This is a genomic window from Caballeronia sp. PC1, assembly GCF_021353155.1.
Lineage (GTDB): Bacteria > Pseudomonadota > Gammaproteobacteria > Burkholderiales > Burkholderiaceae > Caballeronia > Caballeronia cordobensis.
The window spans coordinates 602,151-617,939 of record NZ_JAJUBH010000002.1; the positions used below are offsets into that span (position 1 = coordinate 602,151).

The 15,789-nt window shown below is 61.8% G+C and carries 18 protein-coding genes; 5 read left to right on the plus strand and 13 right to left on the minus strand.

The features are described from left to right. Positions 1-14: 14 nt before the first annotated feature. From LY284_RS18565 to LY284_RS18580, 4 genes are all read right to left on the minus strand, one after another. Entirely contained in the window at positions 15-944 is a 930-nt protein-coding gene (locus LY284_RS18565) for a LysR family transcriptional regulator (RefSeq protein WP_233387563.1), read from the minus strand. A gap of 86 nt (positions 945-1,030) precedes the next feature. Further along, the gene (gene uraH, locus LY284_RS18570) at positions 1,031-1,369 is read right to left on the minus strand and encodes a hydroxyisourate hydrolase (protein ID WP_233387564.1); all 339 of its coding nucleotides are present in this window, start codon (positions 1,367-1,369) and stop codon (positions 1,031-1,033) included. 38 nt (positions 1,370-1,407) lie between these two features. Then, entirely contained in the window at positions 1,408-1,932 is a 525-nt protein-coding gene (locus tag LY284_RS18575) for a hydroxyisourate hydrolase (protein WP_014250828.1), read from the minus strand. A 1-nt stretch (position 1,933) separates the two neighbouring features. After that, complete coding sequence (locus LY284_RS18580) at positions 1,934-3,274, minus strand: MFS transporter (RefSeq protein WP_041731674.1); 1,341 nt, start codon at positions 3,272-3,274, stop codon at positions 1,934-1,936. A 288-nt stretch (positions 3,275-3,562) separates the two neighbouring features. On the opposite strand from LY284_RS18580, the gene LY284_RS18585 reads away from it, so the two are divergent. Next, entirely contained in the window at positions 3,563-4,510 is a 948-nt protein-coding gene (locus LY284_RS18585) for a LysR family transcriptional regulator (protein ID WP_233387565.1), read from the plus strand. Positions 4,511-4,638: 128 nt separating this feature from the next. After that, a complete protein-coding gene (gene uraD / locus LY284_RS18590; RefSeq protein WP_053569233.1) occupies positions 4,639-5,163 on the plus strand; it encodes a 2-oxo-4-hydroxy-4-carboxy-5-ureidoimidazoline decarboxylase in 525 nt (174 codons plus the stop codon). Positions 5,164-5,208: 45 nt separating this feature from the next. On the opposite strand, the gene LY284_RS18595 is transcribed toward uraD, so the two are convergent. Together LY284_RS18595 and hpaC are read right to left on the minus strand one after the other, a co-directional pair. Further along, positions 5,209-5,661, minus strand: a complete 453-nt coding sequence (locus LY284_RS18595) for an SgcJ/EcaC family oxidoreductase (protein ID WP_052485673.1) — start codon at positions 5,659-5,661, stop codon at positions 5,209-5,211. Between the two features lie 140 nt (positions 5,662-5,801). After that, a complete protein-coding gene (gene hpaC, locus LY284_RS18600) occupies positions 5,802-6,338 on the minus strand; it encodes a 4-hydroxyphenylacetate 3-monooxygenase, reductase component (protein ID WP_233387566.1) in 537 nt (178 codons plus the stop codon). 294 nt (positions 6,339-6,632) lie between these two features. Here hpaC and LY284_RS18605 point away from each other — a divergent pair, with 294 nt between their 5' ends. Then, positions 6,633-7,265 (plus strand): response regulator transcription factor, encoded by a 633-nt coding sequence (locus tag LY284_RS18605; protein ID WP_041731677.1) that lies wholly within the window; start codon positions 6,633-6,635, stop codon positions 7,263-7,265. 7 nt (positions 7,266-7,272) lie between these two features. Here LY284_RS18605 and LY284_RS18610 read toward each other — a convergent pair whose 3' ends face one another. Genes LY284_RS18610 through LY284_RS18630 form a run of 5 tightly spaced genes read right to left on the minus strand, consistent with a single transcriptional unit; the run spans position 7,273 to position 11,257 of the window. After that, positions 7,273-8,016, minus strand: a complete 744-nt coding sequence (locus LY284_RS18610; protein ID WP_233387567.1) for an SDR family NAD(P)-dependent oxidoreductase — start codon at positions 8,014-8,016, stop codon at positions 7,273-7,275. Positions 8,017-8,028: 12 nt separating this feature from the next. Then, positions 8,029-9,162: an amidase gene (locus LY284_RS18615; RefSeq protein WP_233387568.1), complete on the minus strand. Its 1,134-nt coding sequence runs from the start codon at positions 9,160-9,162 to the stop codon at positions 8,029-8,031. Next, a complete protein-coding gene (locus LY284_RS18620; RefSeq protein WP_233387569.1) occupies positions 9,159-9,668 on the minus strand; it encodes a nuclear transport factor 2 family protein in 510 nt (169 codons plus the stop codon). The genes LY284_RS18615 and LY284_RS18620 overlap by 4 nt, the downstream gene beginning before the upstream one ends. Before the next feature lie 4 nt (positions 9,669-9,672). After that, the gene (locus LY284_RS18625; RefSeq protein WP_053569237.1) at positions 9,673-10,047 is read right to left on the minus strand and encodes a hypothetical protein; all 375 of its coding nucleotides are present in this window, start codon (positions 10,045-10,047) and stop codon (positions 9,673-9,675) included. Positions 10,048-10,081: 34 nt separating this feature from the next. Next, positions 10,082-11,257: an acyl-CoA dehydrogenase family protein gene (locus LY284_RS18630; protein ID WP_233387570.1), complete on the minus strand. Its 1,176-nt coding sequence runs from the start codon at positions 11,255-11,257 to the stop codon at positions 10,082-10,084. A 185-nt stretch (positions 11,258-11,442) separates the two neighbouring features. Between LY284_RS18630 and LY284_RS18635 the strand changes: the two genes are divergently transcribed. Beyond that, positions 11,443-12,909: a PAS domain-containing sensor histidine kinase gene (locus LY284_RS18635; RefSeq protein ID WP_233387571.1), complete on the plus strand. Its 1,467-nt coding sequence runs from the start codon at positions 11,443-11,445 to the stop codon at positions 12,907-12,909. Between the two features lie 21 nt (positions 12,910-12,930). Here the strand turns inward: LY284_RS18635 and LY284_RS18640 are convergent, their stop codons facing one another. Both LY284_RS18640 and LY284_RS18645 read right to left on the minus strand, forming a co-directional pair. Then, positions 12,931-13,431 carry an aromatic-ring-hydroxylating dioxygenase subunit beta gene (locus tag LY284_RS18640; protein ID WP_077158451.1) on the minus strand — a complete coding sequence of 167 codons (501 nt, stop codon included), beginning with the start codon at positions 13,429-13,431 and terminating at the stop codon, positions 12,931-12,933. Beyond that, positions 13,428-14,711: a Rieske 2Fe-2S domain-containing protein gene (locus tag LY284_RS18645; protein ID WP_233387572.1), complete on the minus strand. Its 1,284-nt coding sequence runs from the start codon at positions 14,709-14,711 to the stop codon at positions 13,428-13,430. The genes LY284_RS18640 and LY284_RS18645 overlap by 4 nt, the downstream gene beginning before the upstream one ends. A 156-nt stretch (positions 14,712-14,867) precedes the next feature. Here LY284_RS18645 and LY284_RS18650 point away from each other — a divergent pair, with 156 nt between their 5' ends. Continuing rightward, complete coding sequence (locus LY284_RS18650; RefSeq protein WP_233387573.1) at positions 14,868-15,788, plus strand: LysR family transcriptional regulator; 921 nt, start codon at positions 14,868-14,870, stop codon at positions 15,786-15,788. Position 15,789 lies beyond the last annotated feature (1 nt).

Genomic DNA, 15,789 nt, shown 5'->3' on the forward strand with positions numbered 1-15,789 from the left:
ATGCGCCTGCGATCTTATGCAGGCGCATTCGCGAGCGAAAGCTCGCTATCGGCATTCGGTTGGCCGGAACCATTGCCGAACTGCTCATGCGCCAGCGCGAGCAGCGCTGATAACGCGGGCGTCACGACCGCATCCTGATTGCGGATGAAAACCGTGGTCACATTCGAAAAATCCGGCGGCAGTTCGTGGATGCGTACAGAGCGCCGGCTGCTGTGTCGTTCGACGACCGCTTTCGGCAAGAGCGTGATGCCCATTCCCGCCGCGACGCACGACATGATGCCGTCGAGCGTGCCCAGTTCGAGTATTTGTCCCGGAATGAGTCTCGACTGATAAAACCAGTTCTCGAGCGTGGAACGATAGAAGCAACCGGTTCTGAATACGAGCACCGTTTGATTCGAGATCTGCGCCATTAATTGTTCAAGCGAACGGAACTGCATACTGCTGAGCAATGCAAGCTCTTCGCGGAACACTTCTTCCTGATGAAGCGCGGCATTCTGATGAAATCCGCCGACGAATGCGGCATCGAGCCGATGGGTTTCCACGGCCTTGATGAGTTCGCTCGTCGTGCCGGTAATGAGCGAAAGCTGCACTTGCGGATACTTCTTGTGATAGCCGGCGAGCACTTTCGGCAAGCGGATCGCCGCGGTGGTTTCCATCGACCCGAGACGCAGCGGTCCTTTCGGCGTGGTCACATCGAGCATGGCGCTGCGGCTCTCGTCCATCAATTGCAGCACGCGCCGTGCATAACCGAGAAACGTATGGCCCGCGGAGGTGAGCACCACGCCACCTTTGGACCGCACGAACAATTGCTGACCGAGCTCGCTTTCCAGCTCCTTCACGCGCATCGTGACATTTGACTGAACGTTATGCACTCTTTCGGCCGCAGCGGTGAAGCTGCCGGTTTCCGCCACGGCGCAGAAGATCTTCAGATGTCGAAGTTCCATCGGTATGCCCCTTAATCATCGAGAATGATGAAGCAGTCGCGCTTCCATTCTGATTGATGATGCAAGGCATGTAAAGCAGACCCGGCTCAACTGCCGCGATACGTTCCGAAACTCCAGGGCGAACAGAGCAAGGGCACGTGATAGTGCTGAGCGGCATCGGCGAGCGTGAAACGCACCGGGACGACATCGGCGAAAACATCGGGCGTCTTGAAGTAATCCGCAACCCAGAAGCGCAATTCGAAATCGCCTGCGCGGGCCTGCGCAGCGGGCAGAATCGGCGAGTCCGTGCGGCCGTCGCGATTGGTGCGTGTGCGGGCGATGAGCGTCGGCGGTTGAGTGCCGACATCGAACAATTCGATCTGCATGCCCGCAGCGGGCTTGCCGAGCGCGACGTCGAGTACATGCGTGGTGATGCCTGCGGCCATGATGTGTCTCCTGATCTCGTTTGCCGTTCGATTTCTGCTCAACTGCCGCGGTAATAGTTATAGCTCCACGGTCCGAACAACACGGGCAAGTGAATGCGTTGATTGACGTCGGTAATGCGAAAGCGCAGCGGTATCTTCGAAAGGAACAGCGGTTGCGGCAGATTTGCCTTGCGCGCGGCGAAGTAGTCGTCCGCGTGAAGCAGCAATTCATACGTGCCCGCGCGATACGTGTCGCCGATCAGAAGAGGCGGCTCGCTGCGGCCGCTCGCGGCAAGCGTGATGGTCTGCAGTAGCTTCGAACGGCCATCCTCTATCGCGAACAGATCGACGCGCATGCCGGCTCCGGGCGTGCCGTGCCAGGTGTCGAGCGCATGCATCGTGAGGCGCGGGCTCAGACCGTCCTGTTGCGTCGGCCCGGTCGTTTGGTTGGGCGCCACCGGCGACTGAGGATCGGCGGCGAGCGCGGCATTGGCCACGAGCATGCTGCCGCCCAGCGCCACCGAGCGCAGCGCGAAACGACGGCGGCTCGCATCGAATGCGGGGGAAAGGTCTTTGTCGCGCATGTCAGGCCCCTTGCTTGTTGCCGAGCTTGCGAATGCCGATGAGCACGAGCACCGCGGCGATCACTTCGATCACGGCGACGATATACAGGCCGGTCGTGACCTTGCCCGTCGCATTCTTGATGAGCCCCATCGCGTACGGCGCACCGAAGCCCGCGAGATTGGAGACCGAGTTGATCAGCGCCACGCCGACCGCCGCCGCGCTGCCGGCCAGATAGCGGTTAGGCAACTGCCAGAACACGGGGATCGCACTCATGGTGCCGACGAGCGACACGGTCATCGCAAGCAACGCCACCACCGGAGACAGCTTGTCGAAGCCCATCAGAATCGCCAGCACCGCCATTGCCACGCCGCCCACAATCGCCGCGCCGCTGAAATGCCAGCGCACTTCGTTGCTGCGGTCGGAATGCGCGCCGTTGAGGATCATGCCGGCCGCGCCGCACAGATACGCTACCGCCGCGATCCAGCCGACGGCCATCGGCGTGCTGATACCCACGTCCTTGATGACGGTCGGAATCCAGAACGTCAGCGTCGAATTCGCGCACAGCAGGCAGAAGAAGATCGCGATGAGGAGCCACACCTTGCGGTTCGTGAAGAGCGAGCGCCAGTCGTGGCCGCGTTCGCCCATCGCCGCGTTATCGCGTTGCAGGGCGTCGAGCACGACGCGCTTTTCATCGTCGGACAGCCAGCGCGCCTGCTCGGGCTTGTCGGTCATGTAGAACCACGCGAAGATGCCGGCCAGCACCGACGGAATGCCCTCGAGAATGAAGAGCCATTGCCAGCCATGCATGCCCTGCACGCCGCCCATCGACGTCATGATCCAGCCGGCGAGCGGGCCGCCGAGCACGCCCGCAATCGCGGATGCCGACATGAACGTGCCGAACGCGCGGGCGCGCCGCTGTGACGGATACCAGTACGTGAGGTAGAGAATCACGCCGGGATAGAAGCCGGCTTCGAATGCGCCGAGCAGAAAGCGCAGGAGATAGAACTGCGTCGGCGTCGTGACATGCGTTTGCAGCATGCAGATGACGCCCCAGCAAATCGTGATGCGCATGATCGTCTTTTTCGCGCCGATCTTCTGCAGCAGCATGTTCGACGGCACTTCGAAGAGGAAGTAGCCGATGAAGAAAATACCCGCGCCAAGGCCGTACACCGCTTCGCTGAAATGCAGCGAGTCCAGCATCTGCAATTTGGCGAAGCCGATGTTCACGCGGTCCAGCCACGCGAGCACCCACAACACGCCGAGAAACGGCAGCAAGCGCCACGAGACTTTGCGATACACGCTCGCTTCGGCGCTTTCGGCCTCGCTCGCGAATACCGGCATCTCCTGTTTGATGAGCGACATGGTGTCTCCTTTCCTGTCGGTTTGCGTCGCGCGGTGACGGCCGTGCGTCCGGTTGGAAGCAAGTATAGAAACGGCCATGAATAGGGGAACGGCGGGCGGGCCAATAAGCCCCATAGCAACACCTGTATGGGTTGCGAAGCCTTATACGGTGGGGCTGTGCGCGATTTTTCATGCCGCTTTCCGCGACCTATGGATTACCCTAGCGCGGTGCCGTTGAAGCGGTTATGGCGATTGCGGCTGTCAAAATAGCGGCGCGGCGACGCGAACTTATCAGACACGGAACTCACCATGAATCGCACCGACGATCCATTCGATACCTATCTGCTGCGCGTGCTATGCACGCTGATCGGCGAGCGCAGCGTGTCGCGCACGGCGATTCGTATGAACCAGTCGCAACCTGCGATCAGTTCGGCGCTGAAGCGGCTGCGCGCGATCTTCAACGATCCGCTGCTCACGCGCGAAAAAAACGCGATGGTGCCGACCGAACGCGCGATTCAACTCGCGCAGAGCGCACAGGCCGCATTGAGCGCGCTCGATAACCTGCTCGTATCGGACGATCATTTCGATCCCGCGACGACCGAACAAAGCTTCACCGTGGGCATGCCAGACTATCTGGCGCCGCCGTTTTTCGCGCATGTCGTGCGCGAATTCAGGCGTGCTGCGCCGCACGCGCGCATCGTCGCCGTGCCGCTCTCGGCATCGTTCAACTATGAACAGGGGCTATCCGAAGGCTCGCCGGATATCGTCATCGGCAACTGGCCCAATCCGCCGGAGCATTTGCATTTGTCGGTCCTGCTGGAAGACGAGGTCGTATGCGTCGTCGCGCGCGACAGCGTGTATGCGCAGTCCGGCAAGTTCGATGCGGAGGATTATCTGAGCGCGTCGCATATCGTGCCGGCGCCGTATTCGCGCGATCAGCGAGGCGTGGTCGATACGGGGCTCAGCACCATGCGCGTGCATCGCGACAATCGCGTGAGCTGCCCGTATTTCAACCTTGCGCCGAGCCTGATTCCGGGCACCGATCTGATTCTCACGACGGGCCGGCATTTCGCCAACTATCACGCTCAGCATCTGCCGCTCGCGGTGCTCGAACCGCCGATCGAGTTTCCGTTCATGCGCTTTTATCAGCTATGGCATCCGTCGCGGCATCGATCGGCGTCGCACGTATGGCTGCGCGGCATGCTGACGGCGGCTGCGCAGGAATTGCGCGCGCTGCGCGATATGAATCGCGCGTAGCGCTATCGCGTTCTGTTATGCGGTCAATAGGATTGGATGCCTCGCCGCGCGTTCGCGCGCTTCCTATACTCGGCACGAATCGCCATCGACGCCATGCGAATTCGGCGTGCCTTATAGGAGAGGAGTTCATGTCACAGTCGATCAATTTCGAGCCGGTCAACGCGCTGGATCGCACGGCCTTCGTCGGCGCGTTCGCAAGCGTATTCGAGCATTTTCCGCAGGCAGCGGAGGGCGCATGGAGCGCGCGTCCTTTCGCATCCGAAGCGGCGCTGCACGACGCGATGATGGACGTCATTCGCAAGCTCGACGCCAATGCGCAGCGGGCTTTTCTCAATCAGCATCCGCTCTTGTCCGGAGCGAACATTCGTTCGGGAACGATGACGGCGGATTCGGATGCCGAACAGAAGAGCGCCGGCCTCGACACGATGCCTGTGGATCAGGAAGCTGCGCTCGATCGCCTCAATGGAAGCTATCTTGCGCGCCACGGCTTTCCGTTCATCATCTGTGTGCGCAATTACACGCGTGAAGGCATTTTCAGCGCGCTGGAGCGCCGTATCGGACGCAGCACGCAGCAAGAGCTCGACGAGGCGCTGGCGCAGATCGCGGCGATCACGCGCGCACGGCTGAATGCGCGGCTTTCCGCATTGAACTGAGGCGCGATTTCGCGGGCCCGATCCCCGTTCGGGCTCGCAATAGCATTACTGCGATGGCGCCGCGTTCCATGTCTGCGCGGTCGTTCGCCACTTTCCGTCCGTGCCTTTGGTGAGCACCTTGAGTACGACGCCCTTATAAGGCGTCTTCTTGCCGTCCTTCTCGGCAACGGCCGTCCAGTTCGCCGTCTGATAGATCAGATTGCCGACGCGTTTCGCGCTGACGACATCGATCGTATGATCGCGAAAGCCCGCCTCGAACAAGCCCTTATAGAACTTCTCGACATCCGGGCGTCCCTGAATCGTCGTGCCATTCCCCGGCGATAACACCACTTTTTCGTCGTACAAGGCGCCGAGCGCCCGAGCATCTCCCTTGTTAAAAGCCGCATTCCAGGTTGTGTTCGCATCGTCGACGACCTTGTCGCCTTGCGCGAAAACCGGCGGTGACGCGACCAGCACAAACAGCACACACGCACTCCATTGCCTCGAGATCTTGTTCATCACGACTCTCCAAGTGGCGAACGAGCAGACCCGGGCGATGCGCGCCGTTATTCACGCCTTCCTTTCAATCGCCTGTCTGCGCGTGGAGTATAGGAAGCGGTGTTCCTGTAATCAATTAACGCGGAACCGGCGCTAAGACATCATTGCGCAGCGCACACGCGCGGCACGCGATGAAAGTTGCGATCGAAGTAAATCAGGCTATCGCCATCGTCACGCACGCGGATCGCTGTCGTCTGGACGAACATCACTGAATGCGAGCCCACTTCCTTGGCTTCGACGATGGTGCCTTCCAGACTCGCCAATGCATCGCGCAACACCGGCACGCCGTTCGCGCCTTCGTCCCACACCGGCAAGGAAAAGCGTTCTTCCATCGACAACTGAGTGAGCCCGGCGAAATGCCGCGCGATCTGTTCCTGATGACCCGGCAGTACGTTCACGCACACATTGCGATTGCCCGCGAATGCCGCATGCATGGCGCTCGACCGGTTGATGCAGACGAGCAGCGTGGGCGGCGAGTCCGTGACCGAGCACACCGCGCTCGCGGTAATGCCGCAGCGTCCGTGCGTGCCCGCCGTGGTGATGACGTTCACTGCGGCGCCGAGATGAGACATGGCCTGGCGAAACTGCTTGCGCACCTGTTCGATGTCGGTATAGTCGGGGCGGGGCATCGCGGACATATCGGCGTCTCCTGTTCGATTCGTTTTCAAGTCTGTGTATATCAAGTTGTGAGTCAAGCGTACGCGCTCAACCGCACAAAACATATCGGCACGATCAGCCGACTTGCCCTGCGCCGTTACCAAGCGCACTAAAGCTTTTACCTATCTCATTCGATCCCGCTAAAAGAAGGGGCTTTCGCGGCGAATTTCCTCTGGTTATCATTGACGCTCCATAAAAACGAGACCCCTGCGATGAGACAGCCGAATCTTCCGGCGCGCACGGTCCGAGACGCATGCATCGAACGAGCACTCGCAATGAACTCTCCCGCTCCCGTGGTCTATATCGTCGATGACGACAACGGCATGCGCACCTCGCTCGCATGGCTGCTCGATTCGGTCGGCGTGAAGTCGGAAGGATTCGCGAATGCCGCTGAATTTCTGCGTGCCTTCGACGTGAGCCGGCCCGCCTGCCTCGTACTCGATGTGCGCATGCCCGAAACCAGCGGCTTCGATGTGCAAGCCGAACTCAACCGTCGCGGCGCGACCTTGCCGATCATCTTCGTGAGCGGTCACGGCGACATACCCATGTCGGTGCGAGCGCTTCAGCATGGCGCGATCGACTTCGTCGAAAAGCCCTACAACTCGCAGCAAATGCTCGATCGCGTGCAGCGCGCGATGAAGCTCGCCACGCAGCGTCACGCAAAAGATCAGCGGCAGCGTGAACTGCGCGAGCGCGTCGAATCGCTGACCGCGCGCGAAAAAGATGTCTTGCGCGGCGTGATCGAAGGCAAGGCGAGCAAGCGCATCGCGGCCGATCTGTCGATCAGCGTGAAGACCGTCGACGTGCACCGCGCGAGCATCAAGGACAAGCTCGGCGCGGCATCCATCGCCACGCTCGTGCGCGACGTGCTCGAAGTATGGAGCCCGCCCGACGACGGGCTCGCCTGAACGCGCGCTAACGCATGTAAAGCCCGCCATTGACGTCCCAGCACGCGCCATTGGCGAAATACGCATCGGGCGACGCGAGCAGCACGGCCACATCGGCGATGTAATCCGCCGAGCCCAGACGGCCGACGGGTATCCCCGCGATCACTTTGTCGAGCTTGTCGGCGGGCACGCTTTCGTGCACGACGGGCAGATCGAGCGGACCCGGCGAGATCGCATTGACGGTTACCCCATAAGCCGCGAGATCGCGTGCGAATACTTTGGTCAACGTAATCGCGCCGCCTTTCGCTGCCGCATAATGCGCGCCGGTTGCCGAACCGCCGTTCTGGCCGGCGAGCGATGCGATATTCACGATGCGTCCCGCGCCGCGATCCGCGAAATAGCGGCCCAGGACCTGACAACCGAATAGCACGCTGCGCAGATTGATGTCGATGACGTCATCGAATTGCTCGGCGGTGATTTCCATCACGGGTATGACCTTCGACGCGCCCGCGTTGTTCACGAGCACATCGATAGCGCCCCAGCGTTCGAGCACCGCGTCGCGCGCGCGTTCGAAATCCGCTTTCGAGGTGACGTCGAGTTTGACTGCGCATGCGCTGCTTTGATCTTCGCTCAGCTCACGCGCGAGCGCTTGCGTGGCATCGGTTGCGATATCGGCGAGGGCGACCCTATAGCCCGCAGCGTGAAAACGGCGCGCGACGACTGCGCCAAGGCCGCGCGCTGCGCCCGTGACGAGCGCGATTCTGTTCGACATGTTCGAGTTCCTTTATAGAGCGAGCGCCGCTTCGATATGGGCCGCTACCGCGCAGACTGTCTCGTCGTCGCCTTTACGGCCGACGATCTGCAAGCCTGCCTTGAGCGATGCGCCTTCGACCTGCACCGGCAGGCTCAACGCGGGATGACCGCTGAGATTAAATGGCCTGATCAACGACGACATGGCAATGACCGACGATCCTGCGCGCGCGGCTTGCAACGTGATCGGAAACGCGGGCAGGGTAGGGAGCACGATGACATCGACCTCATCGAGCGCACGATCCACTGCCGCAGTGAAGATGCGTCTGACATGCTCCGCGTTGTCGAGATCGGCGGCCGTGGTGTTCGATGCCAAGCGCAGACGTGCGACGAGATCTGCGCCGAGCTTGCCCGTATCGACGAGATGACCGAACGCTTGCCAAGTCTCCGCATTGATGACCGCGAGGCCCGAGTTGAATGCGTCGCCAATCGAATCGAGTGCGATGCTGCAGGACGCGAGTCCTGCACGGCGCGCGGCCGTATCGATCGCCTGGCTGATGTCCGCATCCGCATTCACGGCGGCGATACCCACGCGCGTCTTCGATGCGTCTCGTTGCGCGATACGCGTATCGAATGTCGGATCGATCGCTTGCATCGTGTCGATCAGCACGCGCATTTCACGCGCGAACGGGCCAACGCAATCCAGCGTGGTTTTCAGCGGCGCGACGCCACGGCGCGACACGCGGCCGAACGTCGGCTTCAGTCCGATTACGCCGCAACATGCAGCGGGGCCGCGAACGGAACCGCCCGTATCGGTGCCGAGCGCGGCATCGACCAATGCGAGGCCCACGGCGGACGCCGAACCGCTCGACGAGCCGCCCGGAATGCGCGTGACGTCTTGCGGATTTTCGGGCGTGCCGGTGAAGTCGTTAATGCCGGTCATGCCGAACGCGAGCTCGTGCATGTTGGCCTTGCCCTTGATGCGCCAGCCCGCATCGAGCAGGCGCTGGACAACTTCCGCATGCGCGGTCGCGGCGGGTGCATCCGCGAGTGCGCGGCTAGCCGCTGTCGTCGGATAACCTGCGATATCGATACTGTCCTTGATCGCGATGCTCGGGCCTTGGGCGTCGCGCGTGTGCAAATCGAATTCGCTGATGAATGCGCTCATGCCTTCGTCTCCTTTCGCGGATTCACCTGCCACGGCGCGTCGAAAAGCCGCTCGGTACGAAAGTGCCGAATCAGCCACGCATGATCGGCGCCGCGTGAGAAATCGATTTCCAGCCGCGCCGCAATGAGTTCGGCTTTCGCGTCGACATACCCCGACGCTTGCAGCATGATCCATCGGCCCTTGGCCTTATCGCCCATGACCTCGATATGCTCGGACGTCAGAAAATGCACATTGGTCGCGAAATGCGGCGCGGGCGGCAAATAGCGTTGGAGCATGCCGACGATCGCTGTGGGGCCTTGCAACCGCCCGAACTTGTGCGCATAGTGCGGGCCGATGCCTTCCCACACGGCATCATCGGTGAAGAGCGCGCCAAGCGTTTCGCCTTCGAGCGCGGCGCGGGGCACGTCGCATAACGCCATGTAACGTGCTGCGGTCTTGCGCACTTCGTTCTGCGCTTCGAGCATCGCGAGACGCGTGAACAAGGCATCGATCGTGGTTTGCGTCATGGCGTCACGCATTGTTCACTGCGGGCGGCACGGTCAGCGCACGACCGACGCGCGCTTCGATTTTTCCATACCGCCACAGGTTGTACTCGCCAACGGGTGTGGTGCGATAGAGATTGCATACGGCCACGGCCGTGTCGAAATCGGCGACATCCGCCATGATGTAGAAGGTCCACGGCGCGCCATCGGACTGACCCACGACCAGCCGATCGTCGTCCATCACGCCGAGCACGCGCACGTCGTTCATGGCTTCGATTGCAGCCAGCATCTTGCCGTAGGCCTGCCAGACTTCGCCGATCTGCTCGCGCGGCAAGTCGAAGAAGTTTTGCGTCACGCCGCAACAGAACAACACGCGCAGCGGAAGGTTTCGTTTTTCGTCCATGTTTGATGCTCCTTTTGTTATGCGCCGATGATGATCAGAGATAGCCGGGAATCGGCGGCACGCCCACGAACACCGCGCCTGCGCCGTCGTAGTTGCCCTCGCCGAGGAATGCGTGCTGCGTGACGACCATCGCGTCGCGCATCAGCCGTTGCAGCGGATGCGTGCGGTAGATCGCCATCGTTCCCCCCAGCCGATAGGCGCGATTCACCACGTCCGCGCCTTCGCGCGCGATCTGCGTCGCTGAGAGCCGCAGCAGGCTGACCTGATCGGGCGTGACGTCATCGCCCGCCATGATCGATCGCCATACGTTGTCCGTCGTTTCATAGAAGAACGCGCGCGCCGAGCGCAGTTGCGCTTCCGCTTTGGCGAGCTCGATGCGGTAATAAGCGCGATCCGCGAGCTGCGGCGCGCCCGTGGTGGTCTTGCGGCCGCCCGCCATTTGATTCGCGACATCGAGCGCGGCGCGCGCGAGACCGAGGTTCACGACGGCGAGCACTTGCGCCGCATAGGCGATCGTCGGATAGCGATAGAGCGGTTCATCGACCGTCGATGGGCCGCCGCGCACGAAGGTCCAGTCTTCCGCGACGAACTGGTCCGTCACGCGCAGATCGTGACTGCCGGTGCCCTGCATGCCGACCACATTCCAGTTCTCGACGATCTCCACCTGGTGCGGACGAAACACCGCGGTGCGGGGCTTGCCCGGGGCTTCGCCCGGCTTTCCCGTGCCGATCCCGACGCCTAGCCAGTCCGCGCCCTTGCAGCCGCTCGCGAATTTCCACGTACCGTTCACGCGATAACCGCCTGGCGAGGCTTGCACGTTCTGCACCGGGAAAAGGCCGCCCGCGAAGACCTGATCGGGACCGTCCGCATAGATCGCGGCTTGCGTCGCGAGCGGCAGCGCGGCGAGATAGAGATTCGCGGAGCCGAAGCTCGCGACCCACGCGGCAGACCCGTCAGCCACGGCGATACGTTCGATCATTTCGAGGAATTCGCCCGGCGCGCGCGCATCGCCGCCGAAGCGCTCAGGGGTCGCCGCCCGATAGATGCCGACGCGCTTCAACTTCGCGATGACATCGCGTGGAATGTGCGAAAGGCGATCGAATTCGTCACGGCGCTGCGCGATTTCCGCAATCACGTCGTCGAGCGTGAGGACATCGGGTTGAGTCGAGAAATCGTCGCGGATCGCGACAGCACTCGCGGAAGCTGACATGGGGCGTCTCCTTTTCGTTTGTTCACGTTGATGCCAGTCTAGAAACGCAAAAAGACCGGCACAATTGGGAAGGCGTGCGCGCGATTGGGTGAAGCATCCCGGTCTTCTAAAGAAATCTTTAGGGGCGCGCGGCCTGCGCCGATGCTATGGTTATCGTTACCCGGTTTTCTTTGTCGCGCCTCGCTATGGACTTTCCCGCCGAAGACGATTTCCGCCGTCTGCTCGACGCATTGACGCAGTGCGTGCTGCTGCACGACGCACAAACGAAAGCGATCGTCTGGGCGAATCGCGCGGCATGCGTCGCGCTCGGGTTTTCGGTCGAGGAGTTGCTGCCGCTGAAGGCGCACGACATGACGCGCGACGACATCCGTTATCGCCGCGAGATCGCAGTGAGCGCAATGGACCGCTCGGTCGCGGAAGGTCCGCAAAGCTATGAATGGTGTTACCGCTCGCGCGCGGGCGTGGACATGCTTTCCGAAGCAATCGCGACTTATGTGCCGCTTTCCGGCCGCGCGGTGGTGATGGTGCAGTTTCGCGACATCAGCGAGGAAGACGCGATGCGCCGCAAACTGCGCCGCTACGAAGCGCGCCTGCGCGAATACATGCAGGATCTGGGCGAGGGGGTCGCCGTCATTACGCCGCGCGGCAAGGTGAGTTTCATCAGCGAATCGGGACGGCGCGTGCTCGGCGTCGCGAGCAATGCGCCGCTCGGCGTCGCGTTGGACTATTGCACGAGAGAAGACCGCGACCGTCTGATCGCGCAGTTGCGCAGCGCGGAGCGCCTGCATTCGACGCCCGCGCAACGTTATGCGATCACGCGCCGCGACGGGGCGAAGCGATGGCTTCGCATTACGTGCAGACGTATCGATATCGAAGAGGGAACGCTGGTGCACTTTCGCGATGTCAGCGATGAAGTCGCGACCGAAGAGGCCCGCCGGAACGAAGCGCGCATGCTCGAATACGCCGGGCGTTACAACGCGATGGGTGAGATGGCGACGGCGATCGCGCATGAGTTGAGCCAGCCGCTCGCCGCGGTGCGCAACTTCATCGAAGGCGCGATACAGCGGCTCGCTCAACCGGATGCCGTCGAAAGCGCGATATGGGGCCTGCGCGCGGCGGATCGCCAGGCCGAGCACGCGGCGCACATCATCAAGAGCGTGCGCGAGTTCATCGTCAAGCGCGAGCCTATCGAAGCGCACGCGGATCTGCGCGACGTGCTCGCGGACGTCGCGTACTTCATCCAGTTGCGCGCGCGCGACGAAGGCGTGACGGTCAGGATCGCGCAATGTGCGAAGCCCTTGCCGATACGTTGCGAGCGAGTGCTTATCGGTCAGGTCGTGCTCAATCTCGCGTTCAACGCGGTCGAAGCGTTGACGGGCACGACACCATCGACGGGCATCGTGACGCTTGCGACCGCGATGAATGGGGAGATGGCCGAACTGCATGTGATCGACAATGGTCCCGGCGTGCCCGACGATGCGCTCGAACGCCTCTTCGACGGTTTCTCTTCGTCGAAGGCGGGCGGCAACGGCATCGGCTTGTCCCTGTGCAAGAACATCGTGTCGCGCCACGAAGGACGCATCTGGGCGCGGCGCGCGGCAGGCGGCGGCCTCGAATGCCGCTTCGCGCTGCCGCTGTCTCGTCCCGCATGAAGGCTTATGCGTCACCAATGATCAGAGCAGAAAACCGATTGCGCTCAGTGCTTCGGTCGAATCGATCAGGCGAATCACCTTTTCGACGAGCTTCGGTTCGCCGCTCGTCATGCTGATCTTGTGCGTGAGATCGGCGGCAAAGATTGTCGCTACGCCGCGCTTGTAGGCCACGATCACCTGCGCGGATTTCACTTCGACACTATCGGCGCTATCGCTCGACAGCGTAAAGCGCGATACCGTGCGCACCGTGCGCGCCGCATCCGATGCCGAAGCCGAGTAGCCCGACATCATGCGCTGAACGCGCTTTTCGCGCATGTCGTGATCGTCGTAGGCATAGTTCAGGGTCGCGGCATAGTCCGTGGTTTCCGGATCGATCGGCACCACGTAGAAGCCCGACGGCTCCCACAAGTCGAGCCACGCGGCATAGTCGCGGCGATCCAGCAGTTCGGCTTCGCGCCAGATGAATTCGATCGCGCGCGCGAAAGTCTGTTGAGAGAAGAGTGCGTTGCGATCGTCCATCATGCATGCTCCATCATTGCGCGCCATTGTTTGTAGGCTTCGCGCATGCCGGTTTCGTCGGTGGCGTGCGCGGTCTTTTCACCGTTGGGTGCGGTGGTTTCGCGGTTCAGGCCGCGATTCACGAGAATCGGCACATCGGGGCCCGCATGCGAGCCGCGCTGCACGCGTTCCCATGCTTCGGCGTCGTCCGGACTGCCGAAGCCGAAGGGACCCTGGAAATGCTCGTGAATGCGCAAGCGCACGCGATTGGCTTCTTCCGGCCCGCCGTCCATCGCAAGCGCGACGTGGCGAATCTCGGTCTCCTGCGCGGAAATGGGGCGCAGCACGCGGAAGAACGCCATGGAAAGCGCGAGATTCGGAAAGAGATTCAGATTGAAGCCGACGCCCATCAGCGAGCGCACGATGCGCCGCACTTCCTCGGGCGTGTGCTTCTCTGCGAGCTGCGCGGCGAGTTCGCTGAAGCGTTCGGGCAAGGGCGCGCCGTCGTCCTCGTCGAGATCGACGATTTCGGGCACCAGCACCGCGAGACTGTGGCCGTTGCCGAGCGAGCGGCAGAAGGCGTCTTCACTCGTCATGAAGCTCGTGATGGCGGCAGCGGTTTCATCGTCGATCGACTTCATCCACGACTTGTGGACCACGGGGAAGTGATAAAGATCGGTCGTGTTCTCGAGCTGAATCTTCCAGTTGCCTTTGAACTTGAACTTGTGCTCGCCGTTGGCCTTGATCGGATAACCCGCGCCTTGCTTCATGAACAGATCGATCCACGGCTTCGCGCCGCCGAGAAAATCTTCGAGCGGTTCGATCGCTTCGTTGAAGCTCGCAAAGATCAAGCCCTGATAAATCCCCACGCGCAGTTTCTTGAGCGGCAGATCGCCTTTCTCGCACACGCCTTCGTAGCCGTCGCCGTAGGGCAATGCGCGCAGCGTGCCGTCGAGCGCATAAGACCAGCTGTGATAGGGGCACGTGAAGCCCTTCGCATTGCCTTTGTGTTCTTCGCACACGGTGGCGCCGCGATGACGGCAGCGGTTTTGCAGCACGTTCACCGCGCCGCTCTTGTCGCGCACGACGATAACCGGCTGGCGGCCGATGGTCGTCGTCACGAAATCGCCGGGCTTCGGCAATTCGCTTTCGTGCGCGACCCAGATCCATGTTTTATAGAAGATGCGTTCGAGTTCCGCTTCGAAGAGATCGGCGTCGTAATAGAGCGACGGCGCGATACGATCGGCTTGCGCGCGCGTATGCAGCGCGCTCGTGTCGATGATGTGGGTGGTCGATGTACTCATCGTTCGTTGTGGGGTGAGGTTGATCGGTCAAGAGGCGCGCGATGCGGATCGGCACATCCTCTCGTTGACATCAGTCTCGCTTTGCGAAGATCATGCGTCAAATCGATTAAAAAACGGTTGCCCGATAAATGCGGCCGATATCTTGAGAGTTCCGCAATGACTTCCCTCGACCATGTCGATCTCAATCTGCTGCGTGTCTTTCAGGCCATCGTGGAAGAGCGCAGCCTCACGAAGGCCGGCGAGCGGCTCGCGCTATCGCAGCCCGCGGTGAGTTATTCGCTCGGCCGCCTGCGCACGCTTTTCGACGACGCGCTTTTTATCCGCACGCGCGCGGGCATGCAGCCGACGCCCGTCGCGCTGGAACTGGCCGAGATCGTCGGACGCGCGCTCGATACCGTGCGCGAAGCGTTGCGCTTCGCCGAGCGCTTCGATGCATCCACGAGCAATCGCACGTTTCGTCTTTCGCTTTCCGATGCGGGAGAAATGGCGTATTTGCCGGCGATTTGCCAGGCGCTGCACGAGACCGCGCCGCGCGTGAAGCTGTTGATCGAGCCTTCGCCCGTGGAGGAAATCGAAGAGGCGCTGCGTTCGAGCCGCCTGGACTTCGCGATCGGCAATCTGCCGTCGTTGCTGCCGCGCACGCGTCATGCGCTGCTTTTCGAGGAAGCGTATGTCTGCATGACGAGAAAGCGCGCGGACTTGCCCGCAGGCGAGACATTGAATCTCGATGAGTTTCTACGGGCGTCCCATGTGCAGGTGCGTTCGCTCGAACATAGCCATCACGCGCTCGACGACGCGTTGCGCGCGCAGGGCGTAGGCCGCAACATCGTGCTTGCGCTGCCGCACTTCGTCGCCGTGCCCGGCGTGCTCACGGTGACGGATTTGTTCGCGACGCTGCCCGAACGCCTCGCGCATATCCTCAATCGCAACGACGCCTTCCGCATCTATGCGCTGCCGGTGCAGTTGCCTAAGGCCGCCGTCACGATGCACTGGCACGAGCACTTCCACGAAGACGAAGGCATCGCATGGATGCGCGGCCTGATCGCCGATATCCTCGCAAGCTTCGGGAAACTGTGAG

Bases quoted from the DNA above. Each gene is read 5' to 3' on its own strand.
- LY284_RS18565 (WP_233387563.1), bottom strand. From the start codon at position 944: ATGGAACTTCGACATCTGAAGATCTTCTGCGCCGTGGCGGAAACCGGC.
- uraH (WP_233387564.1), bottom strand. From the start codon at position 1,369: ATGGCCGCAGGCATCACCACGCATGTACTCGACGTCGCGCTCGGCAAG.
- LY284_RS18575 (WP_014250828.1), bottom strand. From the start codon at position 1,932: ATGCGCGACAAAGACCTTTCCCCCGCATTCGATGCGAGCCGCCGTCGT.
- LY284_RS18580 (WP_041731674.1), bottom strand. From the start codon at position 3,274: ATGTCGCTCATCAAACAGGAGATGCCGGTATTCGCGAGCGAGGCCGAA.
- LY284_RS18585 (WP_233387565.1), top strand. From the start codon at position 3,563: ATGAATCGCACCGACGATCCATTCGATACCTATCTGCTGCGCGTGCTA.
- uraD (WP_053569233.1), top strand. From the start codon at position 4,639: ATGTCACAGTCGATCAATTTCGAGCCGGTCAACGCGCTGGATCGCACG.
- LY284_RS18595 (WP_052485673.1), bottom strand. From the start codon at position 5,661: ATGAACAAGATCTCGAGGCAATGGAGTGCGTGTGTGCTGTTTGTGCTG.
- hpaC (WP_233387566.1), bottom strand. From the start codon at position 6,338: ATGTCCGCGATGCCCCGCCCCGACTATACCGACATCGAACAGGTGCGC.
- LY284_RS18605 (WP_041731677.1), top strand. From the start codon at position 6,633: ATGAACTCTCCCGCTCCCGTGGTCTATATCGTCGATGACGACAACGGC.
- LY284_RS18610 (WP_233387567.1), bottom strand. From the start codon at position 8,016: ATGTCGAACAGAATCGCGCTCGTCACGGGCGCAGCGCGCGGCCTTGGC.
- LY284_RS18615 (WP_233387568.1), bottom strand. From the start codon at position 9,162: ATGAGCGCATTCATCAGCGAATTCGATTTGCACACGCGCGACGCCCAA.
- LY284_RS18620 (WP_233387569.1), bottom strand. From the start codon at position 9,668: ATGACGCAAACCACGATCGATGCCTTGTTCACGCGTCTCGCGATGCTC.
- LY284_RS18625 (WP_053569237.1), bottom strand. From the start codon at position 10,047: ATGGACGAAAAACGAAACCTTCCGCTGCGCGTGTTGTTCTGTTGCGGC.
- LY284_RS18630 (WP_233387570.1), bottom strand. From the start codon at position 11,257: ATGTCAGCTTCCGCGAGTGCTGTCGCGATCCGCGACGATTTCTCGACT.
- LY284_RS18635 (WP_233387571.1), top strand. From the start codon at position 11,443: ATGGACTTTCCCGCCGAAGACGATTTCCGCCGTCTGCTCGACGCATTG.
- LY284_RS18640 (WP_077158451.1), bottom strand. From the start codon at position 13,431: ATGATGGACGATCGCAACGCACTCTTCTCTCAACAGACTTTCGCGCGC.
- LY284_RS18645 (WP_233387572.1), bottom strand. From the start codon at position 14,711: ATGAGTACATCGACCACCCACATCATCGACACGAGCGCGCTGCATACG.
- LY284_RS18650 (WP_233387573.1), top strand. From the start codon at position 14,868: ATGACTTCCCTCGACCATGTCGATCTCAATCTGCTGCGTGTCTTTCAG.